Below are 24,465 nucleotides of genomic sequence, written 5' to 3' on the forward strand. Positions count from 1 at the left end.
GCCGCCAGGCCTAGGGGGAGGAGCCCCCGGGAACGGGGCCCGGGGCGGAGCCCCGGTTCGGGAAGGGGCGGGTAGGGGAACAGGCCCCGCGCAGCGGCCCGCCCCCACCCCGCAGAGCTACAGCACCTCCGCCAGCACCCGCGCCGCCCGCTCCGCGTCCGCGAACCCCACGTACAGCGGCGTGAAGCCGAACCGCAGCACGTCCGGCCGCCGCAGGTCCCCCACGACGCCCCGCGCGATCAGCTCCGCCATGACCCGCGGCGCGTCCGCGCACCGCAGCGCGACCTGGCTGCCGCGCGCGGCGTGGTCGGCCGGGGTCAGGGACGTGACCCGCCCCGCCGGGGCGTACGCCTCGACGCACTCCAGGAAGAAGTCCGTCAGCGCCAGGCTCTTGGCCCGTACGGACTCGATCGAGATGCCGTCCCAGACGTCCAGCGCCGCCTCGAGGGCCAGCATGGACAGGATGTCGGGCGTGCCGACCCGGCCGCGGGTCGATCCTGCCGCGGCCTCGTAGCCGGGGGTCATCGCGAACGGGTCGGCGTGCGACGTCCACCCCGGCAGGGGCGAGTCGAAGGACGCCTGGTGCCGCTCGGCGACGTACAGGTACGCGGGCGACCCCGGGCCGCCGTTCAGGTACTTGTAGGTGCAGCCGACGGCGAGGTCGACGCCGTGCGCGTCCAGCCCGACCGGCAGCGCGCCCGCGCTGTGGCACAGGTCCCAGACCGCGAGGGCGCCCGCGTCGTGGACCGCCGCCGTGAGACCGGGCAGGTCGTGGAGGCGGCCGGAGCGGTAGTCGACGTGGTTGAGGAGCACCACGGCCGTGGCCGGGCCCAGTGCCGACGCGAGGTCCGCCGGGTCGACGGGCACGATCCGGTGGCCGGTCATCCGGGCGGCGGACGCCGCGATGTACCCGTCTGTGGGGAATGTCGTCCCGTCGACCAGGATGTCCGTACGGGCCGGGTCGTCGAGCAGCCGCACCGCGCCGACGACGGCCTTGAAGACGTTGACGCTGGTGGAGTCGCCGACGACGATCTGCCCGGGCGCCGCGCCGACCAGCGGCGCGATCCGGTCGCCGATGCGCTCGGGCGCGGTCCACCAGTCGCCCTCGGTCCAGGAGCGGATGCGCAGCTCACCCCACTGGCGGTTCACCACGTCGGCGACCCGCTCGGGCACGTGCGCGGGCAGCGCGCCGAGCGAGTTGCCGTCGAGGTAGACCGTCCCGTCGAGGGTGAACAGCTTGCGCGCACCGGCCAGTTCGTCTGCGGCGTCGAGCGCCGCGGCCCGCTGGGCCAGGGACTCAGACATGGCTGCGCGCCGTCCACAGCTCGGGGAAGACGTTCTTCCGGGCGCGCTTCTCCAGCCAGGCCACCCCGGCGGAGCCGCCGGTGCCGACCTTGGAGCCCATGGCCCGCCGGGTCGCCACGAGGTGGTCGTTGCGCCAGCGCCACACCAGCTCACCGACGTCGGTGAGCTGCTCGCCGAGCCGTACCAGATCGGTCTCCTGGTCGCCCGCGTACACCTCGGCCCAGACCTGCTCGACCGCCTCCGTCGGCTCGTACTTCTGCGACAGGTCGCGCTCCAGCACCTCGGCCGGCACCGCGTACCCGCGCCGGGCGAGGAGGCGCAGCACCTCGTCGTAGAGGCTCGGCTCGTGCAGTGCCTTCTCCAGCTCGGCGTGGACGCGCGCGGCGCCCCGGTGCGGTACGAGCATGGACGCGGACTTGTCGCCGAGCAGGAACTCCATCCGCCGGTACATCGCCGATTGGAAGCCGGAGCCCTCGCCGAGGGCGTCGCGGTAGGCGTTGAACTGCGCGGGGGTCAGATTGGCGATCGGCTTCCAGGAGGCGTTGAGCGCCTCCAGCTCGCGTCCCGACCGCTTCAGGGCGTCCATCGCGACGGGGATCCGGTCCTCGCGCAGGGCGCGTGCGGTGGTCTCCCACTCGTGGACGATGACGGTGAACCACAGCTCCATGACCTGGGTGGTGACCAGGAAGACCATCTCACCGGGGTCGTCCGACCGCGGATGCTGGAGGTGGGTGAGGACGTCCGCCTGGACGTAGTCCTCGTACGGTGTGGTGCCCGCGAAGTCCAGATTCGGGGCGGCGTCATGTGACATCTCTGTCTCCTCGACGATCCGGGTAGCGGTCCGCCCCTTCCTTTGCCGGTGTGGGCCCCGGTCCCCACCGGCATCATAAACAGAACCTCAGGCGGGCGGGCCGGTGAGATAGGTCCCCTCGTCGTCGTAGGGCCAGGCGTTGGAGACGCATCCGTTCAGGCCCTTGATCTGCTGCATCATCACCGGTGCGGGCCGGCCGGCACCGGGGCAGCCCAGGTGCTGGCGGATGCCGATCTCGTGGCCGACCTCGTGGTTGATGATCAGGTGCCGGTACTCGGCCGGCGTCCCCGCGAAGGTGGGCGAGCCCAGCAGCCAGCGCTTCAGGTTCACCACGACTCCCTCGATGGTCTCGCAGTTCAGCTCGCCACGGGTGTTGAGCCCGACGGCGAGGCAGAGCTTGTCCGCGGTGGCGGGGGTGGCGATCTTGATCACGAAGTCGGCGTTCGAGGAGACGAGCTGGAAGCGGCCGCGGCCGTTCGCGGCCCAGCCGCGGGGGTGGGCGAGGATCTGCTGGATCTCGGCGGCGGCCTGCCGGGCGGAGACGTCGATACCGTCCTCGACCTCGACCCGGTAGCGGCGCAGCGTGCCGCTGTCGCCGGTCGCCGCGCCGCTCGCGTCCGCCACGGTGAACGTCCCGGGGCCGGAGGCGGGGACGACCGGCGTCTTGCTCTTCGACGGGGAAGGCGACGGTTTCGGCTTCGGTGAGCTCTTGGGGCTCTTCGACGGGGACGGGGAGCCGGCCCCGGGTGACGGCTCGGCGGACATCAGGGGCGAGGCCTCGGGCGGTGGGCCGCCGGCGGCGGTCTCGGCGGGCGGGGCGCCCCGCCAGTGCGCGAGAGCGGCTCCCGCGCCCACGGACATGATGGCCAGGCAGCCGCCCAGCAGAACTATCGGTCCGGCCGGACGGCGCCGCGCCGCACTCCGGCGTCCCCGTGCGCGGCTGCGTCCCTGACGGGCGGAGGCACGCTGGCCCAAGACGTTCGTCTCCCCTGGTCGGCCGGGCTGGGGAGAGAGGCGGGATGGGCCTCCGCACCGGCTGGTGAATCCGTGAAACAGCTCTACGACGTGCGATCGTACCCGCCCCGGCCCGACGCCCCCGGGCCCCGGGGCGACCCGGCCCGTGGTCCGGCAACGCCCCCGTTGCGCCAGGGTGTTGCGAGAACGACGCCCCGGTTACGGAGACGCCGGCACGTACCCACGACCGGCACCGCCCGGCATGCGCCCCCGCCGCCCGGCCCTCGGATACGCCAACAGGCGCGCCGCCTGACCACTGTCGGGCAACGCGCCTGCCGGGCACGGGTCATGGGTCAGGTCAGCGCAGCGTCTCCGCCGCGGTCTCGGAGGACTCGCGCAGGAAGGTCGCGCAGCGCTCGTGCTCCTCCTTCTCGCCGATCGCGCCGGCCGCGCGGGCCAGTGCGTTCAGCGCGCGGAGGAAGCCGCGGTTGGGCTCGTGCTCCCACGGGACCGGGCCGTGGCCCTTCCAGCCGTTGCGGCGCAGGGCGTCGAGGCCGCGGTGGTAGCCGGTGCGGGCGTAGGCGTACGACTCGACGACGCGGCCGTTCTCGAAGGCGTCGTCGGCGAGCTGCGCCCAGGCGAGCGAGCTGGTCGGGTACTGGGCGGCGACCTCGGCGGGGGCGGTGCCGCCGGCCAGGAGCTCGCGCGGGCCGGGCTCGTCGGGCAGGTGGGTCGGGGGCGGGCCCCCGAGCAGGTTCTCGTGGATCGACATGGTCCCCAGTCTCACAGGTCGGGCGGCGCCGCGGGGCCGCCGGGCCCACGTTCCCGGGCGTCCGGCCGGCCCGCGGCCCCGGAGCCCGGCGGTTCCAGCGGCGGCGCGGCGACACCGCAGTTGACCTTGCACTCGGGGTGGCAGAACTCGGCCTCCGCCGACGGCACCCGCACCGTCCGCCAGGCGATCAGCGCACCGGCCACCAGCACCCCCGCGCACATCGGGATCGCCCGCCGGAACGTCTCACCGAACTCCGCCGCCGAGCGGTACGACTCCGGCCCCATGCCCGCCAGCAGGGGCAGCGCGGCCACCGCGAGCAGACCGGCCGCACGCGCCGCCGCGTTGTTGATGCCGCTGGCGATGCCCGCCCGGCCGGTCTCCACGGACGCCAGCACGGTCGCGGTGAGCGGCGCGACGAGCGTGACCATGCCGAGGCCCATGACCGTCAGCGCGGGCAGCACGTCGGCGACGTACGAGGAGTCCTCGCCGATCCTCAGCGCCAGCATCATCCCGGCCGCGCAGAGCAGCGGCCCGACGGTGAGCGGGATGCGCGGGCCGATCCGGTCGCCCAGCGCTCCGGCGCGCGCGGACAGCAGCAGCATCAGCACGGTGGTGGGCAGCAGCGCGGTGCCGGCGGCGAGGGCCGAGTAGTCGGCCACGACCTGGAGCTGGAGGACGATCAGGAAGAAGAACCCGCCGAACGCGGCGTACACGCAGAGCGTCACCACGTTCACGGCGGTGAACCGGCGTGACGCGAAGATCGACAGGGGCAGCATCGGTTCGGGCGTCCGCCGTTCGCGCAGGACGAAGGCCACCGCCGTCACCACGCCCAGGAGCCCGGCCCACACGGTCGCGGCGATCAGCGCGTACGTCACCAGGCCCAGCGCCACGGCGCACAGCAGCGCGCCCAGCACGTCGAAGCGGCCGGTGGCCCGGGGGTCGCGGGACTCCGGTACGTGCCGCAGCGCCACGGGCACGCACAGCAGGGCGAGCGGCACATTGAGCAGGAAGACCCACCGCCAGCCGGGCCCGTCGACCAGCCAGCCGCCGACGAACGGTCCGACCGCCGCGCCGACGCCCCCGAGCCCGGACCACAGGCCCACCGCGCGGGAGCGGTCGTCCGGGTGGAAGCTCGCCTGGATCAGCGCCAGCGACCCGGGGGTGAGGAGCGCGCCGCCGATGCCCTGGAGGGCGCGGGCCGCGACGAGTACGCCGCCGTTCGGCGCGATCCCGCACAGCAGGGAGCCGACGGCGAACCAGACCACGCCGAGGACGAAGATCCGGCGGCGCCCGTAGCGGTCGCCGAGCGCCCCGCCGAGCAGGATCAGCGCCGCCAGCGTCAGCATGTACGCGTTGACGGTCCACTGGAGGACGGCCAGGTCGGCGTCGAGGTCCTCGCCGATGCGGGGCAGCGCGACGTTGACGACGGTCGAGTCGAGCATGGCCATGCCCGAGCCGAGGACGGTCGTCAGCACCACCCAGCGGCCGGTGGCCGACGACAGCCTGATGTTCCCCGGGCCGGTGTCCATACCGGGATCATCCCAGCCGTGGGCGGGTCGGACGAGTCGGCGCAGGGCCCCGATCAGGGCGTCGGCGCCGCGTTCCGCCCTGCTGCGGGGGTAGCCACGTTCAGCCGGACGAAGCCCTCGCAGCCGTAGGTCGTGCCCGGCATGATCGCGACCTTCTCCCGTTCGACCAGCTCCCGCTGGAGGGCGGCGTCGTCGACGCGTGAGCCCACGCCGAGCGGCCGCAGGTCGATCCAGGCGAGACAGCCGGCCTGCGGCGGCCGCCAGCCGAGCTGCGGGAACGCCGCGCCGAGCCGGTCGGCGAGCATCCGCAGACTGCCCGCCACATAGGTGTTGAGCGCGTCCAGCCACGGCCCGCCCTCGCGGTACGCGGCGATGTGGGCGGTCAGCGACAGCACGGCCGGAGAGGCCGGCCCCTCCCCGGAGCGGACACACCGCAGGCCCGGCGCCCCGCGAAGGGTGCCGGGCCTGCGGTGACGGCAGTGCCTACTTGATCCTGGTGCCGGTGGAACGCAGGGCCGCGCAGGCCTCGGCGACACGGGTGGCCATGCCGGCCTCGGCCGCCTTGCCCCAGGTGCGCGGGTCGTAGGTCTTCTTGGAGCCGACCTCGCCGTCGACCTTCAGGACGCCGTCGTAGTTCTTGAACATGTGGTCCGCGACGGGGCGGGTGAAGGCGTACTGGGTGTCGGTGTCGAGATTCATCTTCACGACGCCGTTCTCCAGCGCGGTGGCGATCTCCTCGGCGGTCGAGCCCGAGCCGCCGTGGAAGACGAAGTCGAACGGGTCGGCCTTGCCGTACTTGGCGGCGACACCGGCCTGCAGGTCCTTGAGCAGCTCGGGGCGGAGCACGACGTTGCCCGGCTTGTAGACGCCGTGCACGTTGCCGAAGGAGGCGGCCAGCAGGTAGCGGCCCTTCTCGCCGAGGCCGAGGGCCTCCGCGGTGCGGAGCGCGTCGTCGACGGTGGTGTACAGCTCGTCGTTGATCTCGTGGGTGACGCCGTCCTCCTCGCCACCGGTCGGGGTGATCTCGACCTCGAGGATGATCTTAGCGGCGGCGGCCTGCGCCAGCAGCTCCTGGCCGATGGCCAGGTTGTCGGCGAGGGTCTCGGCCGAACCGTCCCACATGTGGGACTGGAACAGCGGGTTGCGGCCGGCCTTCACGCGCTCGGCGGAGACGTCGAGCAGCGGACGTACATAGCCGTCCAGCTTGTCCTTCGGGCAGTGGTCGGTGTGCAGCGCGACGGTGATGTCGTACTTGGCCGCGACGATGTGCGCGAACTCGGCCAGGGCGACAGCGCCGGTGACCATGTCCTTGTTGTGCTGGCCACCCAGGAACTCGGCACCGCCGGTGGAAATCTGGATGATGCCGTCGCTCTCGGCCTCCGCGAAGCCACGCAGTGCCGCGTGCAGGGTCTGGGACGAGGTCACGTTGATGGCGGGGTAGGCAAACTTGCCTGCCTTCGCCCGGTCGAGCATCTCGTTGTAGACCTCGGGAGTCGCGATGGGCATGTGTCCGCTCCTTGTGATGTGCGGGTATGTGTTGCTTGGCCCTGACCTTGGGCGACGTCATCGTCGCGGCCCATCTTTCCAGACTCCCGGCCCGGGTCCACCATGCCTGCCGTGCGCGCAACCCGAAGGGGCGCGCTGTTTCACGTGAAACAGCGCGCCCCTTCGGGTCGATGCAGGTCAGCCCTTGATCATGCGAGGCCGAGCTCGTCGAGCGAGTACGCATTGACGTAGGGAAGACCCGCCTCCGCGATCTTGGGGGCGGCGCCGCGCTCCACGATGACGGCGACGGCGACGACCTCGCCACCGGCCTCCCTGACCGCCTCGACGGCGGTCAGCGGCGAACCGCCGGTGGTCGACACGTCCTCGACGACGAGGCAGCGCCGGCCCTTGACGTCCGTGCCCTCGATCCGCCGCTGCATCCCGTGCGCCTTGCCGGCCTTGCGGACGACATACGCGTCGAGCCGCTTACCGCGCGCGGCCGAGGCGTGCAGCATCGACGTCGCCACCGGGTCGGCGCCCAGCGTCAGACCGCCCACGCAGTCGTAGTCGAGGTCGGCGGTGGCGTCGAGCATCACCTGACCGACCATCGGCGCGGCCTCGCCGTCCAGCGTGATCCGGCGCAGGTCGATGTACCAGTCGGCCTCGATGCCCGAGGAGAGGGTCACCTTGCCGTGCACCACGGCCTTGTCCTTGATCTGCTGAAGCAGCTCAGCACGCACGTCAGTCATGCCCAAGAGCTTACGACCTCACCCGCGACAGCCAGCGGGCTCCCGACGCCCTGCGACTCCGCCTCCGGCGTTGTCGTCAGTCGCGATGGCTCCGCCATCACTCCCTCCTCCGCCTTGGATTCGAAGCCGCAGGACGCCGCTCGCTGATCCACTCTCTATCGCGGGTGAGGTCGTTAAAGCCGCCGCGGGACGCCGGGACTCACAGCCGCCGCCAGCTCCAGGTGGTCGTGATCTCCAGCGGCTCGATCGGGGTGACGAGCCGCGGATCGGTGTTGAGACCGTTCGGCGGGCCCGACTGCGGCTCCACACACACCGCCTCCGGCTGCTCGTCGTAGACCACGACCCACTCCGCCGGGCTCTTGACCGCCAGCTCCAGCTCGCCCGGCCAGGTCAGGGTCACATCGACCCCGTCCGGCATACCGAAGCAGTCGTCCCACGGGCCCGGCAGCGGCGTGATGCGCTTGCCGGTCGGCAGATGGTCCTCCCCGCGCTCCTCCTGCCACTCGGGCGTGAAGTCGATCCGCACGTCCTCACCGCCGGCCCCGAGGTTGCGCAGGAACCAGGGATGCCAGCCGGCCTGCGCGGGGAACGACGTCCCGTACGTCTCCACGCCCATCCGGATGGTGAGGGAGTCGTCGATAAGCTCGAACGTCTGCGTGACGCGCCCGGTGTACGGCCACGGGTCGGCCAGGTCGTAGTAGAAGGCGGCCTCGCCGCCGGTCTCCCGCGCGGTCCGCCAGACCGCGTCCCGGCCGGTCCCGTGGATGGCGTGCGGCGGCGCGTTGAGCGGCAGCCGATGGTGCACACCGCCGTTGCTGAACTCACCGTCCCGCGTGCGCCCGCACCACGGCACCATGGGGAACGAGCCGTACCGCTCGCCCTGGCGCAGCAGCTCGGTGCCGCCGACGCGCAGGCTCCCGATGCGGCAGCCGATCGTAGGTTCCACGGTCAACTCGACGTCACCGGCGGCCAGCCGGATGCTCTTTTCGCTACTCACACCCCGACATTACGGCGTGTCACTTGCGGCGGCGCAGCGCCCTGCCGACCACGACCGCCGACGCGAGCGCGAGCGCCGCCGCCGGCGCCAGCCACCGCAGCGTCGCACCGGCGGAGCCGGCTTCGGGCGCGGGCGTCGGCGCGTAACGTCCGCGCGGCGGGGCGTGGTCGACCTCCTCGGCGCTGCGGCCGATCATGGTGCGCCGCGCGTGGGCCGCCTCGGCGGGCACGGCGCCGGGCAGGCCGGAGAGGTCGTCGAGCTCCTCGATGCCGTCGATGTCGTCGACCGCGTCCACACCGTCGATGTCGTCGTCCAGGTCGTCGAACTGGTCGTCGGCGTCGGGCCCGAGCGAGGGCAGCGGCACGGGCGTCTCGAAGACGGACCCGCTGTCGGTTCCTTCGTCGCCGTCGGTCTCCTTGTCGGCGTCGGCCTCGGACGCGTCGGCGGGGGTGGCCGTGTCGGCCTCGGACGCGTCGTCCGCGGCCGGCGGGGTGGGCTTCGCCTGGTCGTCCGCGTCGTCCGGGCCGTCGGTCCCGTCGTCCGGCGTGCCGTCGGCCGCGGCGACGGCCGGGCCCGCTTCCTTCGCGCCCGCCCTACCCCGGACGGGCCGTGGCTCCTCGAACGCGGCCGCGGCCAGCGCCTCCGCGAAACGGTCGAGCAGCCGGTGCGCGGCCGACGTCTTCGCGCCGACCGCGAGCTCGGCCAGCCGGCCCTCCGCGTGCGCGGAGCCGGTGAACGTCAGCGTCGTACCGCCGTCGGTCGGCGCCGGGCGGATCGTCAGCGTCAGCTTCACCGAGCCGCTGCCGCGGGCCTCCGCCCCTTCGCCCTCGACCGCGAAGGCGCCGCCCCGCTCGTCGCCCTGCTCGGTGAGGTGCAGGGCGCCGCGGTAGGTGATGGTGTGCCCGGCGACTCTGATCTTGAGCCGTCCGGCGAGGGGGCCCGCCGACTCGTCCGCGTCGCGCTGGAGCCCGGGAACGCAGCGGGCGACCCGGGCGGGGTCCCTCAGCGCCTGTCGGAGGGTCTCAGCCGGTACCGGAACGAACACCTCATGCTCCATGGGAGCCGAGCCTACTCAGCACGGCCCGCCGCGTCTGCCTTACGGCGCGCGCCCGGCGCATGCGGTGCGTCCCGCGCCCCTCCCCCGCTCCGGGGCGCCGTCACGACGCGTAGCGCGGGTGGACGAGCGTCGACGGCACCAGGCCCGGCAGCCGGGTCTCCACGGCGGCGGCCGCGTCCTGGGCGAGCGTGTCCTGGGTCTCCGAGCGCAGCGGCGGCGTGTCCCGCCCCAGCCCGAGCCGCGGGGCGCGGCCCTCGGCCGCGAGCAGCATCCCCCAGTCGGTGGAGGCGACGGCGGTGGCCCTGAACCGTTCCGGACCACTTGCCGCACCCTCCTCCGCACCTCGCACCCGGTACGCCGCCGTGCCGAACCCGGCGGCGCGCAGGGTCGCGTCGACCGTCCAGTACGTACGGGGCCGGGTGGTCGGCCCGGCGTGGACCACGAGCCGCCCGCCGTCCGCGAGGGCGCGCCGGGCGAGCCCGTAGAACTCCAGGGAGTAGAGCTTGGTGCTCGCGGTGACGCCCGGGTCGGGCAGGTCGGAGACGATCACGTCGTACGGGGCGTTGCGGTGCTCGCGCAGCCAGGTGAAGGAGTCTGCCGTGACGACCCGCACCCGGTGATCGTCGTAGACGTGGTCGTTCATCGCGGTGAGTCCCGGGTCGCTTCGCGCCAGTCTGATCACCCCGGGGTCGAGTTCGACGACGGTCAGGGCACCGACGTCCGCGTAGCGCAGCACCTCGCGGGCCGCCAGCCCGTCGCCGCCACCGAGGATGAGGACGCGTTCGTGCGGCCCGTTCATGGCGGGGTGGACGAGGGCCTCGTGGTAGCGGTGCTCGTCGTGGCCGCGGACCTTCAGCCGTCCGTCCAGGAAGAGGTCCGGTGGCCGGGACGGTCCTCCGGTGAGCACGACCTCCTGGACGCCGGTGCGCACCGCGACCCGTACCTCCGGCCCGTAGACCGCCCGGCGCGCGGCCGCCTCGAAGTCGTCGACCATCGCCGTGGCACCCGCCAGCAGGGCCAGCACCAGCGCGTTGACCATGAGCAGCCGGGTCCGCCAGCGCGGTGTGAGTTCGCCGCGGAACAGCCACAGCACCACCGCGCCGCCGGCCACGGTGTTGACCGCGCCGGTCACCAGCGCTCCCGTGAGCTCGCCGAGCCACGGCAGCAGCAGGAAGGGGAAGGCCAGTCCGCCGACGAGCGCCCCCACGTAGTCGGCGGCGAACAGGTCGGCGACCGTGGCTTCCGCGTCCCGGCGTGAGACGCGCTGGATCAGCGACATCAGCAGCGGTATCTCCGCGCCGATCAGCACCCCGATGGTCAGGCTGAAGCAGACCAGGGCGGCGCTGGAGCCGCCGATCCAGGCGAACGACGCGTAGAGCACCATGGCCGACAGGCCGCCGACCAGGGCCAGTGCCGCTTCCAGCAGCCCGAAGCCGACGGCCGCACGGCAGCGCAGCCGCTTGGCGAGGAGCGATCCGACACCCATCGCGAAGACCATCAGCGACAGGACGACGGACGCCTGGGTGACCGAGTCGCCGATCAAGTACGTGGCGAGCGCGACGAGTTCGAGCTCGTAGACCAGGCCGCAGGCGGCGCAGACGAAGACGGCCGCCAGCACCAGCCGACGGCCGGCCTCGGGGCGCACGGGCAGCCCCGTGCCCTGGGGCAGCGGCGAGGTCTGCGGCCGGTCGATCACCCGGGAAACGCTACGTCACCGATCGCGCACCCATGGTCACCCACACGCGTCAACTACGGTGCGGAAGACTCCGGATGACGCTTCGGACTTCGCTCGGGAGGGCGCCGGGACTGCTCCGGGACGGCGCCGGGACTGCGCACCCTGCACCGCCTGGGGCATGACACCGACACGCGTACGAGTGACCACGAGCCGGCCCTCCTGCGGGTAGGCGTGCCAGGTGCGCCAGCGGACCTGGCCCTCGTCGCTCTGCGCCACCATCGCGGTGAACGCGTGGGGGGAACCGGGGAACGTACCGGCGAGACCGTGCGGGTGATCGGCCACCAGGGCCAGCAGTTCCTGGGCCCGGCCCGCGAACGAGCGCTGCGAGAGCGTCTCGACGCGTGCGGCGAACTCGTACTCCCATGCACCGAGCCGCTTGGCGACGCCCAGTGGCAGAGGGGTGCTGCTGCCCGGGATGCAGGCGACGGTCTCCGAACACGTGCCCCGCTCCTCCTCGAGCAGCACCTGATGGGACGCGCCGAGGAGGCGCAACTGTACGTGCGCTCCCGAGAGTTCGAGGTCGAGGACGGCCAGGGCGGGCAGTGGTTCCCGCCCCAGGGCCCAGGCGAGGTCGTCGGCGCGGGTGTCGGTATAGGCGGTATCGATGGTCGTGAGCATGTCGGCTCCGCAAACGCGCTTCGGCGGGGTGGACGCGTGGACCAGGACGCTCCGAGCAGGGAACGCCGGCATGTGGGGGGTGGCCTGCTCCGGTCCACGTGAGGTCCGATGGGCTGAATGAATCCAACAGGTTCCGACAGCGAGAAAATCACGAACTGGGCAACGCCCACAGCGTTTTTACCCAACTTGACGTGGTTTCCATCCCCTCGGGGGCAGTGCGGTTCAACTGTTCAACGGAGTGCGGGAGCCCGAAGTCAACACCCCGACCGGTCAATCCCCCAATGGTCCCGCACCCGGCGGACGTTGGGCCGTCAGCCTCCGTCCGCCGGACGCATTCACCGGGTCGGCCGCCCGTGTCAGCTGCCTCCGCCGCACCCGCCACCGCCACCGCCACCGCCACCGCCACCGCCACCGCCGCAGGACGACGAACCCCCGCACGATGATCCGCCCGAGTCACCGCCCCCGGCCCACCAGCTGCCGCCGGACCCCCCGCGGCGGCGGCGCGGATTGCCGCGCCCGGACATCGACACCGCGAAGACCACGCCGACCAGTACGAGCACCATCACGAAAACAGCCGTCATTGCCACGTCCTCCTCGTTCCCCCGACGGGAGCGCCGCCCAGGCCGAAGGCTCCGGGAGGCAGACCCCCACGACGCCGCGTGACCGCTTCCTGTGATGACAGGATCAGCTGTCCGCGTGGCAGAGGGATGCCCCCGGGCGCGCGGAGCCAAAGCAGACTTGAGCAACTCCAGAGGTTCCGCGCAGGATGGCCGCCATGACGACGGACTGGACGGCACGCGACGAGGGCCCACGACCGCTGCTCAACCGCAGACTGACGGAGTTCGGCACCACGATCTTCGCCGAGATGTCGGCGCTGGCCCTGCGCACCGGCTCGATCAACCTCGGCCAGGGCTTCCCCGACACCGACGGCCCCGAGGAGGTCAGGGAAGCGGCCGTACGGGCGCTGCGGGACGGGCGCGGCAACCAGTACCCGCCCGGCCCCGGCGTGCCGGAGCTGCGCACCGCGATCTCCGCCCACCAGCAGCGCTTCTACGACCTCTCCTTCGACCCCGACACCGAGGTCCTGGTCACCGCCGGCGCCACCGAGGCCATCGCCGCCGCCATGCTGGCCCTTCTGGAGCCGGGCGACGAGGTCATCGCCTTCGAGCCCTTCTACGACTCCTACGCCGCGTGCATCGCCATGGCCGGCGCCAAGCGCGTCCCGCTCACGCTGCGAGCGCCGTCCTTCCGCCCGGACATCGATGAGCTGCGCGCCAGAATCACCCCGCGGACCCGCCTCCTTCTCCTCAACACCCCGCACAACCCGACCGGGATGGTCCTCACCGCCGAAGAGCAGAGCGCCATCGCCGCACTCGCCGTCGAACACGACCTGCTCGTCGTCACCGACGAGGTGTACGAGCACCTGGTGTACGAGGGCGTTCACCGCCCCATCGCGGCCCTGCCCGGAATGCGCGAGCGCACGGTCACCATCTCGTCGGCCGGCAAGACGTTCTCCTTCACCGGATGGAAGGTCGGCTGGGTGACGGCGAACGGCCCGCTCGTCTCCGCCGTCCGGACGGCCAAGCAGTTCCTGACGTACGTCAGCGCGGGCCCCTTCCAGTACGCCGTCGCAGAGGCGCTCCGCCTGCCGGACGCGTACTACGACAGCTTCCGCGCCGACCTCCACCGCAAGCGCGACCTGCTCGGCGACGGCCTGCGGGCAGCCGGGTTCGAGGTCTACCGGCCCCAGGGCACGTACTTCATCACCACCGACATCACCCCCTTCGGCGAGAAGGACGCCCACGCCTTCTGCCGCGCCCTCCCCGAACGCTGCGGCGTCGTCGCGATCCCCAACTCCGTCTTCTACGACGACCCCGACGCCGGACGCAGCCAGGTCCGCTTCGCGTTCTGCAAGAGGGACGACGTCCTCCAGGAGGCGGCCAGCCGGCTGCGGCGCATGACGTCCTGACCTCACGGCGTCCGTGCCTGCGCGGGCCGGTCTTCAGCCGCGCCCTGCCGCTCTCTCCGGGAGGTGGGGGCGGCGGCCCTCAGGGCCTGGAAGTCCTGGGACGGATCGCCGTCCACGACAAGGAGATCCGCGCGCGGCCCGGGAGACGAAGCGGCCCGGCCGGCCCGCGATCATGAGGATCGGGGGCCGGCCGGGCCGTGGAGCCGGGCCGACACGTCAGGCGTCGTCGGCGGGCTTCTCCTCCTCCTGGACGGCCAGGCCGAACTGCTCCGCGAGCCACTTGTCGAACTCGATCGACGCGCGCACCCAGCTGACCGTGGACGACACGAAGTGCTCAAGGCTCACACCCGTGCCGATCAGCATTTGGGCCTCGCCGATGAGCCGGATCGTCGGAAGCTCCGCACCCTCCTCCTCGTGCAGGTGCGTGTAGACCTTCGGCCACAGCGTGCGGCGGTTCCAGTCGTCGATCGCGTCGAGGATCTTGGCCTTCTCCGTGACCGCGTGCGGACGGTCGTAGAACGTCCGCACCGAGAACACCTGCTGCTCGTCCTCGCCGCGGAACATGAAGTACGTGCGGAAGTCCTCCCACGGCGCGGCGAGGTCACCCTCGTCGTCGACGACGTACTTCAGCTCCATCTGGTCGAGGAGCTGCTTGACGAGATCCTGGTCGGGAACGACGGGGCCCGCCGGTCCTGCGGCCTGAGGCTTGGGCTGGCCCCCGAAATTCGGAATCGAGGACGGGTCGATGGTCACCGTGTATTTCCCTTCGTACGGATGCCGCCATCCTCTCCCATCCCCGGCGGGGGGTGGCAAGCCCCGCCGCCCGCGATCCGCTGCGGGCTGACAAGATCCCGGCACGAATGGTCTGAACGGTCTGCGGCCGGGGCGCCCCGGCCGCGCGCCCCGCTACTGCGCCGCGCCGACGATCAGCCCGTCCTCGAAACGGTCCACCCGTACGGTGTCGCCGTCCTTGACCTCGCCCGCCAGGATCTCCTTGGCGAGGCGGTCGCCGATCGCCGTCTGGATCAGCCGGCGCAGCGGGCGCGCGCCGTACGCCGGGTCGTTGCCCTCGTCGGCGAGCCAGGCGAGCGCCTCCGGTGTGACGTCCAGCGTCAGCCGGCGGTCCGCCATCCGCCGGGCCAGCCGGCCGATCTGCAGCTCCGCGATGTGCGCCAGCTCGTCCTTGGACAGGGCGGAGAAGACCACCAGGTCGTCGAGCCGGTTCAGGAACTCAGGCTTGAAGGAGGCTCGCACGACCTCGAGGACCTGCTGCTTCTTCTCCTCCTCGCCGGTCAGCGGCTCCACGAGGTACTGGCTGCCGAGGTTGGACGTCAGGATCAGGATGGTATTGCGGAAGTCCACCGTCCGGCCCTGGCCGTCGGTGAGCCGGCCGTCGTCGAGGACCTGGAGCAGGATGTCGAAGACCTCGGGGTGGGCCTTCTCCACCTCGTCCAGCAGCACCACGCTGTACGGACGGCGCCGCACGGCCTCGGTGAGCTGGCCGCCCTCCTCGTAGCCGACGTAGCCGGGAGGCGCGCCGACGAGGCGGGCGACGCTGTGCTTCTCGCCGTACTCCGACATGTCGATGCGGACCATCGCCCGTTCGTCGTCGAAGAGGAAGTCCGCCAGCGCCTTCGCCAGCTCAGTCTTGCCGACGCCGGTCGGGCCGAGGAAGAGGAATGAGCCGGTGGGCCGGTCCGGGTCGGCGATCCCCGCCCGGGTCCTGCGTACGGCGTCGGATACGGCCTGCACGGCCTCGGTCTGCCCGATCAGCCGCCGGCCGAGCTCCTGCTCCATGCGCAGCAGTTTCTGCGTCTCGCCCTCGAGGAGGCGCCCGGCCGGGATGCCGGTCCAGGAGCCGACGACGTCGGCGATGTCGTCGGGGCCGACCTCCTCCTTGACCATGGTGTCCTTCGACGCCTCCTGCTCGGCCTCGGCCTGCGCGGCCTCCTCCAGCTCCCGCTCCAGGCCGGGGATCTCCCCGTACAGCAGCTTGGAGGCGGTGTCGAAGTCGCCGTCGCGCTGGGCCCGTTCGGCCTGGCCGCGCAGGTCGTCGAGGCGTTCCTTCAGCTCACCGAGGCGGTTGAGGCCCTGCTTCTCCTTCTCCCAGCGGGCGGTGAGGCCGCGCAGCTCCTCCTCCTTGTCGGCGAGGTCGCGGCGCAGCTTCTCCAGGCGCTCCTTGGAGGCGGGGTCCGACTCGTTCTTGAGCGCCAGCTCCTCCATCCGCAGCCGGTCGACGGCGCGCTGCAGCTCGTCGATCTCGACGGGCGAGGAGTCGATCTCCATGCGCAGCCGGGACGCGGACTCGTCGACGAGGTCGATGGCCTTGTCGGGCAGGAAGCGGGAGGTGATGTACCGGTCGGAGAGGGTGGCGGCGGCGACGAGCGCGCTGTCGTTGATCTGCACCTTGTGGTGCGCCTCGTAACGTCCCTTGAGGCCGCGCAGGATCGCGATGGTGTCCTCGACGGTCGGCTCCGCGACCATCACCTGCTGGAAGCGGCGCTCGAGGGCCGGGTCCTTCTCGATCCGCTCGCGGTACTCGTCGAGCGTCGTGGCGCCGACCATCCGCAGTTCGCCGCGGGCCAGCATCGGCTTGAGCATGTTGCCCGCGTCCATGGCGGAGTCGCCGCCCGCGCCGGCGCCGACGACGGTGTGCAGCTCGTCGATGAAGGTGATGATCTGCCCGTCGCTGCCCTTGATCTCGGACAGCACGGTCTTCAGCCGCTCCTCGAACTCGCCGCGGTACTTGGCGCCCGCGACCATCGCGCCGAGGTCGAGCGAGACCAGCCGCTTGTTGCGCAGCGACTCGGGGACGTCGCCCTTGACGATGCGCTGGGCGAGGCCCTCGACGACGGCGGTCTTGCCGACGCCGGGCTCGCCGATGAGCACCGGGTTGTTCTTCGTGCGCCGCGACAGCACCTGCACGACGCGGCGGATCTCCTGGTCCCGGCCGATGACCGGGTCGAGCCTGCCCTCGCGGGCGGCGGCGGTGAGGTCCGTGCCGAACTTCTCCAGCGCCTTGTACTGACCCTCCGGGTCGGGTGTGGTCACCCGGCGCCCTCCCCTGACTTTCTCGAACGCGTCCAGCAGTTTCTTCGCACCGGCGCCCTGCTGGTCCAGCACCTGGCCGGCGGCGCCGCCCTTCGCCGCGATCCCGATGAGCAGATGCTCGGTGGAGATGTAGTCGTCCCCGAGCTCCTTGGCGCGCTGCGAGGCGTCGGAGACGACGGCGAGCAGCTCACGGTTGGGCTGCGGCGGGGCGACCGTGGAGCCGGTGACGCTGGGCAGCGACGCGAGGACGCGCTCGGCCCCGGACCGCACGGCGGCCTGGTCCGCCTCGACGGCGGCCAGCAGGTCGGTGATGTTCTCGTTGTCCTGGCCCTCGAGGAGGGCGAGGAGCAGATGTGCCGGGGTCAGGTCGGGGTGCCCGTCGGACACGGCCCGGCTGGTCGCGGCGTTGAGCGCGTCCCGGCTCTTGTTGGTCAGCTCGGCGTCCACGTCCGGTCTCTCCTCCTCGCTGATGCACTTCTTCCGTGCCGTACGTACTGGTCGTCAACGACTGGCCGTCAATGCTGACTCAGTCAACCTGCACAAAGTTGAGTCTATTCCACTCAGGGTGCTGGAGGACAGGGCCCACGGCCGCCCGGGTAGGTTCCGCCTCATGGCCATCGACCCACGCAACCCCGACGCGTCCTACCTCAGCTTCTGGCGAGACCGCCATATGTGCACCCTGACGACCCTGCGCCCGGACGGCACTCCGCACGTCGTCGCGGTGGGGGTCACCTACGATCCGGCGGGCGGCGCGGCCCGGGTGATCACCAACAAGCACAGCCGCAAGGTCGCCAACATCCTGGCCGCCGGCCCGGAGGGTGCACGGGTGGCGGTCTGCCAGGTGGACAAGGGCCGCTGGGCGACGCTCGAGGGCGTCGCGACGGTCCGCACGGAGGCGAAGGCCGTGGCGGACGCGGTGGGCCGTTACGCGGAGCGGTACGGGCGCACACCGACGCCCAATCCGGACCGGGTCGTCATCGAGATCGCGCTCACGCGAGCGATGGGCCGGGCATAAACGGCCGGCGCCCGGAGAAGTGTTCCGGGCAGCACAACGGCGCCATCGTGTTTCAGGTCCACGATGGCGCCGCTGTGTGGGGGAAGCGCCTGGGCGATTTGAAACGACGGGGGAATCGCTCAGGCACTGCGGGGGGTGGCGGTGGTGTCGGGCTCGGCCAGCTGGTGGTCACGCTGGTCGAGATTGACAAAAATCATGCCGTACCGGATGGCACAGCGGACGGGCTGCGGTGCCCCTCTCGGCCGGCGGAGACAGCGGTAGGCGCGGACATCCTCGTCCTCCTCGCGGGCGACGACGATCGGCTCACCGAACAGGGTGACCATCAACGAGTCGCCACGGTGCGGAATCGCCGTGACGAGGTCGATGAAATGCCACCCGGACCGGTAGGCCGTCGCCATCTCGCGCCGGAAGACACGATCATCCGGAGGGATGGTCATGCGCCCGGATCCGCGTCCACGGGAGCGGTCTCCCACGTCAGTTCGTCCTTACCCGTGATCACCGCACCCTCCGGCCCGGACTCCCACGTCGGCTCACCCGCGGCGACCACGTGGGCCGTCTCGGACTCCCACGTCGGCTCACCCGCGACGACCGCGTGCGCCGGCTCGGACTCCCAAGTCGGCTCACCGCTGATCGCAGTGAAGCTGAACGCGGCTGCCCCGGCAGCAAGTGCGCAAAGTATGCGAACCGTCCTGTTCATGGAGGATCTCCACCCCATTCTGTTCAATACCCTCCCCCCGCGTCTAAGACGATGTCTCACGCCGAATACTTCCACCAGCGACCACAGGCATCATGTTCCTGTAATTCAGGACCCTGAGGGGGTGTCAAATGTCGCCGAACCAGGACAACATCGGGCATAAGCATAGTGGTGCCGAACTGTGCGAAGCAGGGAAGAATCTCTACGCAACGGCTCTGCGCAGCGGCCAGGTCTCCCGGGCGGAGGCCGCGGACGCACCCTGTCTGCTCGATCTCTCCCTGCTGCGGCCCGATCCGGACGACGCCCAGTGGCTCCGCCCCGTTCCACCGTCGCTCGCACTCAACCAGCTGATATACCCCATCGAGCGGGAGATCCAAGAACGCCGGCAGCTCGCCATGTCCATCGCCGGCACATTCGAGCCGTTCATGACCATGACGGCGCAGGACCTCTCGACCAGGCACGCGATCACCGTGCTCGAGGGCCTCGGCATCATCAACGCAGCTCTCGACCGGGTCACCGCCGAGTGCTCGGAGGAACTGCTCACGGTCCAGCCCGGCAGCGGGCGCCGTCCGGACACCCTGGAGCACGGTCTGCGCCGTGCGGAGCCGCTGCTCAAGAACGGCGTGAAGATGCGCACGCTGTACCAGCACACGGCCCGCCACCACCCGTCCACCCTCGCGTACGTGGAACGCGTCAGCCCGTACGGCGTCGAGGTCCGCACCCTCGAGGAGATCATCGACCGTCTGATCATCGTCGACCGCAAGGTCGCCTTCGTACCGGCCCGCAGCGACCGGCAGGTCGCCCTGGAGCTGCGCCACGAGGGGCTGGTGACGTATCTCGTGGGCGTCTTCGAGCAGTTCTGGCTCCACGCCACCCCGTGGGAGGAGCAACTGTCGTACGCGCCCGAACTGGACGGCATCACCAGCGTCCAGCGCTCCATCGCCAAGCTGCTCGTCGAGGGTCACGTCGACGACTCCATCGCCCGCCGCCTGGGCATGAACGTACGCACCTGCCGGGCCCACATCGCGAAGCTGAACGCCACGCTGGGCAGCGGGAGCCGCGCCCAACTCGGCTATCTGATCGCCCAGTCCGGAATCCTCGGCGACGACACCGGCACGGCGTGACGGGGTTACGGCGGCGGGCCGGGAGAGCGGTCGCTCTCCCGGCCCGCCGGCCGTGCGGTCCGCCGGTCAGTCGGCGCGCTTGGGCCGCCACACGACGAGCGCGCTCGCCTGCTGCACGTCCTGGTACGGCACGAGGTCGCGCCGGTACGAGGCGTGCACCTGGGCCTCACGCTGCTGCATCGCCGCGGCCGCGCCGTCCAGGGCCGCCGACAGCTCGGCGACCCGCTGCTGGAGAGCGGCGACCTGGTTCTCCAGTTCGATGATCCGCTTGATGCCGGCCAGGTTGATGCCCTCGTCCTGCGACAGCTGCTGGACGGTGCGCAGCAGCTCGATGTCACGTGCCGAGTAGCGCCGGCCCCGGCCGGCCGTGCGGTCGGGGGAGACGAGCCCCAGCCGGTCGTACTGCCGCAGGGTCTGCGGATGCAGCCCCGACAGCTGTGCGGCGACCGAGATGACGTACACCGGCGACTCGTCGGTCAGCTCGTAAGGGTTGCGACTGCGCCCCGACCGGTCCATCTCAAGCTCCCTTCGCGGCCTGGAACAGCTCCGTTCGCGGATCCTCGTCCGCGGTGGCTTCGCGGTAGGCCTCCAGCGCTTCCTTCGCCTTGTCGCTCAGCTCCTGCGGCACGGCGACCTCGACGGTGACCAGCAGGTCGCCGCGGGTGCCGTCCTTGCGGACCGCGCCCTTGCCCCGGGCGCGCATGGTGCGCCCGCCCGGCGTCCCCGCCGGCAGCTTCAGCGTCACCGGCGGACCGCCCAGCGTGGGCACCCTGACCTCGCCGCCGAGCGCCGCCTCCGAGAAGGTGACGGGCACGGTCACGGTCAGGTTGTCGTCCTTGCGGCCGAACACCGGGTGGGCGTCGACATGCACGACCACGTACAGATCGCCCGCCGGACCGCCGCGCTCGCCCGGTGCGCCCTTGCCGCGCAGCCGGATGCGCTGCCCGTCCGACACGCCCGCCGGGATGCGGACCTGCATGGTGCGGGAGCTGCGGGCCCGGCCGCTGCCCTTGCAGACGTCGCAGGGGGTCTCGGCGATCAGGCCCCGGCCCTTGCAGTCCACGCACGGGTCGGTCAGCGAGAACGAGCCGCTGCCGCCGCGCGAGACCTGGCCGGTGCCGACGCAGGTCGGGCACACCCGGGGCGTGCCGTTCTTGTCGCCGGTGCCGGAGCACGCCTTGCACGCGGCGGAGCTGGACATCCGCAGCGGGACCGTCGCCCCGTCGACCGCCTCGGTGAAGCTGAGCGTCACCTCGGACTCGATGTCCTGGCCGCGGCGCGGCTGCGTCCGCGTACCCGGGCCGGGGCCCCGGTTGAACAGGCCGCCGAACACGTCCCCGAGGCCGCCTCCGAAGCCGCCGGCGCCGCCCTGGCCCCCGCCCTGGGGACCTCCGAAGAGGTCGCCCAGGTCGAAGTTGAAGCTGCCGCCGGGCCCGCCGGCGCCCGGGGCCCGGAAGCCGCCGTTGCCGAACAGGGCGCGGGCGTCGTCGTACTCCTTGCGCCGCTTCGCGTCACCGAGGATGTCGTTGGCCTCGGAGATCTCCTTGAAGCGCTCCTCGGCCTTGGCGTCACCCTTGTTGGCGTCCGGGTGGAACTCGCGGGCGAGTTTCCGGTACGCCTTCTTGATCTCGGCCTCTGTGGCGTCCTTGGGGACGCCGAGGACCTTGTAGTAGTCCTTCTCGACGAAGTCCTTCGTGCTCATCGGCGTCCCTCCTCCCGGACGTTTCCTGCGCCGGCCCGCAGGGTGCGTGCCCCTGCTCCGCGTGGGCTCGCGACCCCCGGCACGCGCATCCGCTGCGATGTCGTCGGTCGCCATGGCCTCGCCATGTCTCCCTCCTCCGTCTCGCATCTGCACGCGCCGGACGCCGCTCGCTCATCCACGCGGAGCCCGGTCACGCACCCTCCTCGGGCCCACCGCTCTCCTCGTCGGCCGGCTTCTCTTCCTTCTGCGCCGCGGGCGCCGCACCCGGCTGGGGTTCGGCGACCGCGACCCGCGCCGGGCGAATCGTCCGCTCGCCGATGCGGTACCCAGGCTGCAGGATCGCGACGCACGTCGTCTCTGTGACGTCCGGCGCGTACGAATGCATCAGGGCTTCGTGGATCGTCGGGTCGAAGGGCTCGCCCTCCTTGCCGAACTGCTGCAGGCCCATCTTGGCGGCGGCCGTCTCGAGAGACTCGGCCACCGACTTGAACCCGCCCACCAGCTCCCCGTGCTCCCGGGCGCGGCCGATGTCGTCGAGCACGGGCAGCAGCTCGGTCAGGAGCGCCGCGGTGGCGATCTCCTTGACCGTGACCCTGTCGCGCTCCACGCGCCGGCGGTAGTTCTGGTACTCGGCCTGGAGCCGCTGGAGGTCGGCCGTCCGCTCGTTCAGAGCGGTACGGACCTGGTCCAGCTGGGCCGTCAGGCCGACGGTCTGTGCTGCGTCCCCTTCCGGGGCCGCCGGGCTCTCCTGCTCGGAGTGCTCGGCGGTCTCGGCGGCGTCGTCAGGGGTGGCGCCGGAGGGGACGTCAGGCTTCTCCTCGAAACCCGGAGTCTCCTCCGTCACGCGGCACCATCCTTCTTCGGCTTGTCCTCGTCGACGATCTCGGCGTCGACGACGTCGTCGTCAGCGGCGGGTCCGGCCTGGCCCTCGGCGCCGGCGGCGCCGCCCTCGGGCGCGGCGTTGGCGTACATCGCCTGGCCGAGCTTCTGGCTGACCGCGGCGACCTTCTCCGTGGCGGTGCGGATCTCGGCGGAGTCCTCGCCCTTGAGCTTCTCCTTCAGCTCGCTGAGCGCGGTCTCGACCTCGGTCTTGACCTCGCCGGGGACCTTGTCCTCGTTGTCCGTGAGGAACTTCTCGGTCTGGTAGACGAGCTGCTCGCCCTGGTTGCGGGACTCGGCGGCCTCGCGGCGGCGGTGGTCCTCGTCCGCGTACTGCTCGGCCTCCTGGCGCATCCGGTCGACCTCGTCCTTCGGCAGCGAGGAGCCGCCGGTGACGGTCATCTTCTGCTCCTTGCCCGTGCCCAGGTCCTTCGCGGTCACGTGCATGATGCCGTTGGCGTCGATGTCGAAGGCGACCTCGATCTGCGGCACGCCGCGCGGGGCCGGCGGCAGACCGGTCAGCTCGAACATCCCGAGCTTCTTGTTGTACGCCGCGATCTCGCGCTCGCCCTGGTAGACCTGGATCTGCACGGACGGCTGGTTGTCCTCGGCCGTCGTGAAGATCTCGGACCGCTTGGTCGGGATCGTGGTGTTGCGCTCGATGAGCTTGGTCATGATGCCGCCCTTGGTCTCGATACCGAGGGACAGCGGGGTCACGTCGAGGAGCAGGACGTCCTTGACCTCACCCTTGAGGACACCAGCCTGCAGCGCGGCGCCGATGGCCACGACCTCGTCCGGGTTGACGCCCTTGTTGGCGTCCTGGCCGCCGGTGAGCTCCTTGACGAGTTCGGCGACGGCGGGCATCCGGGTCGAGCCGCCGACCAGGACCACGTGGTCGATCTCGGACAGCTGGATGCCGGCGTCCTTGATGACGTTGTGGAACGGGGTCTTGCAGCGATCGAGCAGGTCCGACGTGAGCTGCTGGAACTGGGCGCGGGTGAGCTTCTCGTCCAGGTGCAGCGGGCCCTCGGCGGAGGCCGTGATGTACGGCAGGTTGATCGAGGTCTCGGTGGACGAGGACAGCTCGATCTTGGCCTTCTCCGCGGCCTCGCGCAGACGCTGGAGCGCCATCTTGTCCTTGGCCAGGTCCACGCCGTGCCCGGAGTGGAACTGCTTGACCAGGTAGTCGACGACGCGCTGGTCCCAGTCGTCGCCACCGAGGTGGTTGTCGCCGTTGGTGGCCTTCACCTCGACGACGCCGTCGCCGATCTCCAGCAGCGAGACGTCGAAGGTGCCGCCGCCGAGGTCGAAGACGAGGATCGTCTGGTCGTCCTTGTCCAGGCCGTACGCCAGGGCGGCCGCGGTGGGCTCGTTGACGATGCGCAGCACGTTCAGACCGGCGATCTCACCGGCCTCCTTGGTGGCCTGGCGCTCCGAGTCGTTGAAGTACGCCGGGACGGTGATCACCGCGTCGGTGACCTTCTCGCCGAGGTACGACTCCGCGTCGCGCTTCAGCTTCTGCAGGATGAACGCGCTCATCTGCTGCGGGTTGAAGTTCTTCCCGTCGAGCTCGATCTTCCAGTCCGTGCCCATGTGGCGCTTGACGGACCGGATGGTCCGATCGACGTTCGTGACCGCCTGGCGCTTGGCCACCTCGCCGACCAGCACTTCACCGTTCTTCGCGAAGGCGACGACGGACGGCGTGGTCCTGGCACCCTCGGCGTTGGTGATGACGGTGGGCTCGCCGCCCTCCAGAACGCTGACGACGGAGTTCGTCGTGCCCAGGTCGATGCCGACCGCACGTGCCATTTCGATTCCTCCAACGACTGACTTGAGTGGAACTGGCTCAAGGATGCCTCACCCGTTTCCCGGAGTCAACAGACCTGAGTCGGGGCCACTCAACTTTTATCCCGACCTTACGGGCAGTTCTCCCTTGTGTGCATGCCGCAGCGCGGGGCGCAGCCCTTCGCGTGGCGCAGGCCTTTCGGAACGCGCGCCTCTGGGAGAGTCATATCCGAT

The 24,465-nt window shown here is 71.4% G+C and carries 22 protein-coding genes and 1 pseudogene; 3 read left to right on the forward strand and 20 right to left on the reverse strand.

The window, feature by feature from the left end:
- Window positions 1-117: 117 nt before the first annotated feature.
- The 12 genes and pseudogenes from kynU to ACWD01_RS20740 form a co-directional block, all read right to left on the reverse strand.
- On the reverse strand, window positions 118-1,305 hold the full coding sequence (gene kynU, locus ACWD01_RS20685) for a kynureninase (RefSeq protein ID WP_451163847.1): 1,188 nt from the start codon (window positions 1,303-1,305) through the stop codon (window positions 118-120).
- Window positions 1,298-2,116 (reverse strand): tryptophan 2,3-dioxygenase family protein, encoded by an 819-nt coding sequence (locus ACWD01_RS20690; protein ID WP_451163849.1) that lies wholly within the window; start codon window positions 2,114-2,116, stop codon window positions 1,298-1,300. Before ACWD01_RS20690 ends, kynU begins: the two co-directional genes overlap by 8 nt.
- 87 nt (window positions 2,117-2,203) lie before the next feature.
- Window positions 2,204-2,977, reverse strand: coding sequence for a DUF3152 domain-containing protein (locus ACWD01_RS20695; RefSeq protein WP_451163851.1), 774 nt, complete (start codon window positions 2,975-2,977; stop codon window positions 2,204-2,206).
- A gap of 451 nt (window positions 2,978-3,428) precedes the next feature.
- A complete protein-coding gene (locus tag ACWD01_RS20700; RefSeq protein WP_356899383.1) occupies window positions 3,429-3,842 on the reverse strand; it encodes a DUF3151 domain-containing protein in 414 nt (137 codons plus the stop codon).
- Window positions 3,843-3,853: 11 nt separating this feature from the next.
- Complete coding sequence (locus ACWD01_RS20705; protein ID WP_451163927.1) at window positions 3,854-5,371, reverse strand: MFS transporter; 1,518 nt, start codon at window positions 5,369-5,371, stop codon at window positions 3,854-3,856.
- A 33-nt stretch (window positions 5,372-5,404) separates the two neighbouring features.
- Window positions 5,405-5,808: pseudogene (locus ACWD01_RS20710) on the reverse strand (aminotransferase class I/II-fold pyridoxal phosphate-dependent enzyme); the annotation flags it as partial.
- A 46-nt stretch (window positions 5,809-5,854) separates the two neighbouring features.
- Complete coding sequence (fbaA, locus tag ACWD01_RS20715; protein ID WP_451163853.1) at window positions 5,855-6,877, reverse strand: class II fructose-bisphosphate aldolase; 1,023 nt, start codon at window positions 6,875-6,877, stop codon at window positions 5,855-5,857.
- 188 nt (window positions 6,878-7,065) lie between these two features.
- Complete coding sequence (gene pyrE, locus ACWD01_RS20720; RefSeq protein WP_356899387.1) at window positions 7,066-7,605, reverse strand: orotate phosphoribosyltransferase; 540 nt, start codon at window positions 7,603-7,605, stop codon at window positions 7,066-7,068.
- Window positions 7,606-7,804: 199 nt separating this feature from the next.
- The gene (locus ACWD01_RS20725; protein WP_451163855.1) at window positions 7,805-8,602 is read right to left on the reverse strand and encodes an aldose epimerase family protein; all 798 of its coding nucleotides are present in this window, start codon (window positions 8,600-8,602) and stop codon (window positions 7,805-7,807) included.
- Window positions 8,603-8,621: 19 nt separating this feature from the next.
- The gene (locus ACWD01_RS20730; protein WP_451163857.1) at window positions 8,622-9,659 is read right to left on the reverse strand and encodes a CoxG family protein; all 1,038 of its coding nucleotides are present in this window, start codon (window positions 9,657-9,659) and stop codon (window positions 8,622-8,624) included.
- Between the two features lie 100 nt (window positions 9,660-9,759).
- A complete protein-coding gene (locus tag ACWD01_RS20735) occupies window positions 9,760-11,355 on the reverse strand; it encodes a polyamine aminopropyltransferase (protein WP_451163859.1) in 1,596 nt (531 codons plus the stop codon).
- Window positions 11,356-11,391: 36 nt separating this feature from the next.
- A complete protein-coding gene (locus tag ACWD01_RS20740; protein ID WP_451163861.1) occupies window positions 11,392-12,012 on the reverse strand; it encodes a DUF2617 family protein in 621 nt (206 codons plus the stop codon).
- A 766-nt stretch (window positions 12,013-12,778) separates the two neighbouring features.
- Between ACWD01_RS20740 and ACWD01_RS20745 the strand changes: the two genes are divergently transcribed.
- A complete protein-coding gene (locus tag ACWD01_RS20745; protein WP_451163863.1) occupies window positions 12,779-13,981 on the forward strand; it encodes a pyridoxal phosphate-dependent aminotransferase in 1,203 nt (400 codons plus the stop codon).
- A gap of 216 nt (window positions 13,982-14,197) precedes the next feature.
- Here the strand turns inward: ACWD01_RS20745 and ACWD01_RS20750 are convergent, their stop codons facing one another.
- Both ACWD01_RS20750 and clpB read right to left on the reverse strand, forming a co-directional pair.
- Window positions 14,198-14,734, reverse strand: coding sequence for a YbjN domain-containing protein (locus ACWD01_RS20750; RefSeq protein ID WP_451163865.1), 537 nt, complete (start codon window positions 14,732-14,734; stop codon window positions 14,198-14,200).
- A 153-nt stretch (window positions 14,735-14,887) separates the two neighbouring features.
- On the reverse strand, window positions 14,888-17,479 hold the full coding sequence (gene clpB, locus ACWD01_RS20755) for an ATP-dependent chaperone ClpB (RefSeq protein ID WP_451163867.1): 2,592 nt from the start codon (window positions 17,477-17,479) through the stop codon (window positions 14,888-14,890).
- 163 nt (window positions 17,480-17,642) lie between these two features.
- Between clpB and ACWD01_RS20760 the strand changes: the two genes are divergently transcribed.
- On the forward strand, window positions 17,643-18,047 hold the full coding sequence (locus tag ACWD01_RS20760; RefSeq protein ID WP_451163869.1) for a pyridoxamine 5'-phosphate oxidase family protein: 405 nt from the start codon (window positions 17,643-17,645) through the stop codon (window positions 18,045-18,047).
- 119 nt (window positions 18,048-18,166) lie between these two features.
- Here the strand turns inward: ACWD01_RS20760 and ACWD01_RS20765 are convergent, their stop codons facing one another.
- Together ACWD01_RS20765 and ACWD01_RS20770 are read right to left on the reverse strand one after the other, a co-directional pair.
- A complete protein-coding gene (locus ACWD01_RS20765) occupies window positions 18,167-18,484 on the reverse strand; it encodes a Rieske (2Fe-2S) protein (RefSeq protein WP_100108277.1) in 318 nt (105 codons plus the stop codon).
- Entirely contained in the window at window positions 18,481-18,744 is a 264-nt protein-coding gene (locus ACWD01_RS20770; RefSeq protein ID WP_451163871.1) for a hypothetical protein, read from the reverse strand. The genes ACWD01_RS20765 and ACWD01_RS20770 overlap by 4 nt, the downstream gene beginning before the upstream one ends.
- A gap of 128 nt (window positions 18,745-18,872) precedes the next feature.
- Between ACWD01_RS20770 and ACWD01_RS20775 the strand changes: the two genes are divergently transcribed.
- Window positions 18,873-19,865 (forward strand): helix-turn-helix transcriptional regulator, encoded by a 993-nt coding sequence (locus tag ACWD01_RS20775; protein ID WP_356899398.1) that lies wholly within the window; start codon window positions 18,873-18,875, stop codon window positions 19,863-19,865.
- Window positions 19,866-19,931: 66 nt separating this feature from the next.
- On the opposite strand, the gene ACWD01_RS20780 is transcribed toward ACWD01_RS20775, so the two are convergent.
- The 4 genes from ACWD01_RS20780 to dnaK all read right to left on the reverse strand — a co-directional run bounded on the left by ACWD01_RS20780 (window position 19,932) and on the right by dnaK (window position 24,255).
- Window positions 19,932-20,381: a heat shock protein transcriptional repressor HspR gene (locus ACWD01_RS20780; protein ID WP_451163873.1), complete on the reverse strand. Its 450-nt coding sequence runs from the start codon at window positions 20,379-20,381 to the stop codon at window positions 19,932-19,934.
- A gap of 1 nt (window position 20,382) precedes the next feature.
- Window positions 20,383-21,567, reverse strand: a complete 1,185-nt coding sequence (gene dnaJ / locus ACWD01_RS20785) for a molecular chaperone DnaJ (protein WP_451163875.1) — start codon at window positions 21,565-21,567, stop codon at window positions 20,383-20,385.
- A gap of 190 nt (window positions 21,568-21,757) precedes the next feature.
- Window positions 21,758-22,411, reverse strand: a complete 654-nt coding sequence (gene grpE, locus ACWD01_RS20790; RefSeq protein WP_451163877.1) for a nucleotide exchange factor GrpE — start codon at window positions 22,409-22,411, stop codon at window positions 21,758-21,760.
- On the reverse strand, window positions 22,408-24,255 hold the full coding sequence (gene dnaK, locus ACWD01_RS20795) for a molecular chaperone DnaK (RefSeq protein ID WP_451163879.1): 1,848 nt from the start codon (window positions 24,253-24,255) through the stop codon (window positions 22,408-22,410). The genes grpE and dnaK overlap by 4 nt, the downstream gene beginning before the upstream one ends.
- Between the last annotated feature and the right edge of the window lie 210 nt (window positions 24,256-24,465).

This window comes from Streptomyces sp. NPDC002835 (genome assembly GCF_053591995.1).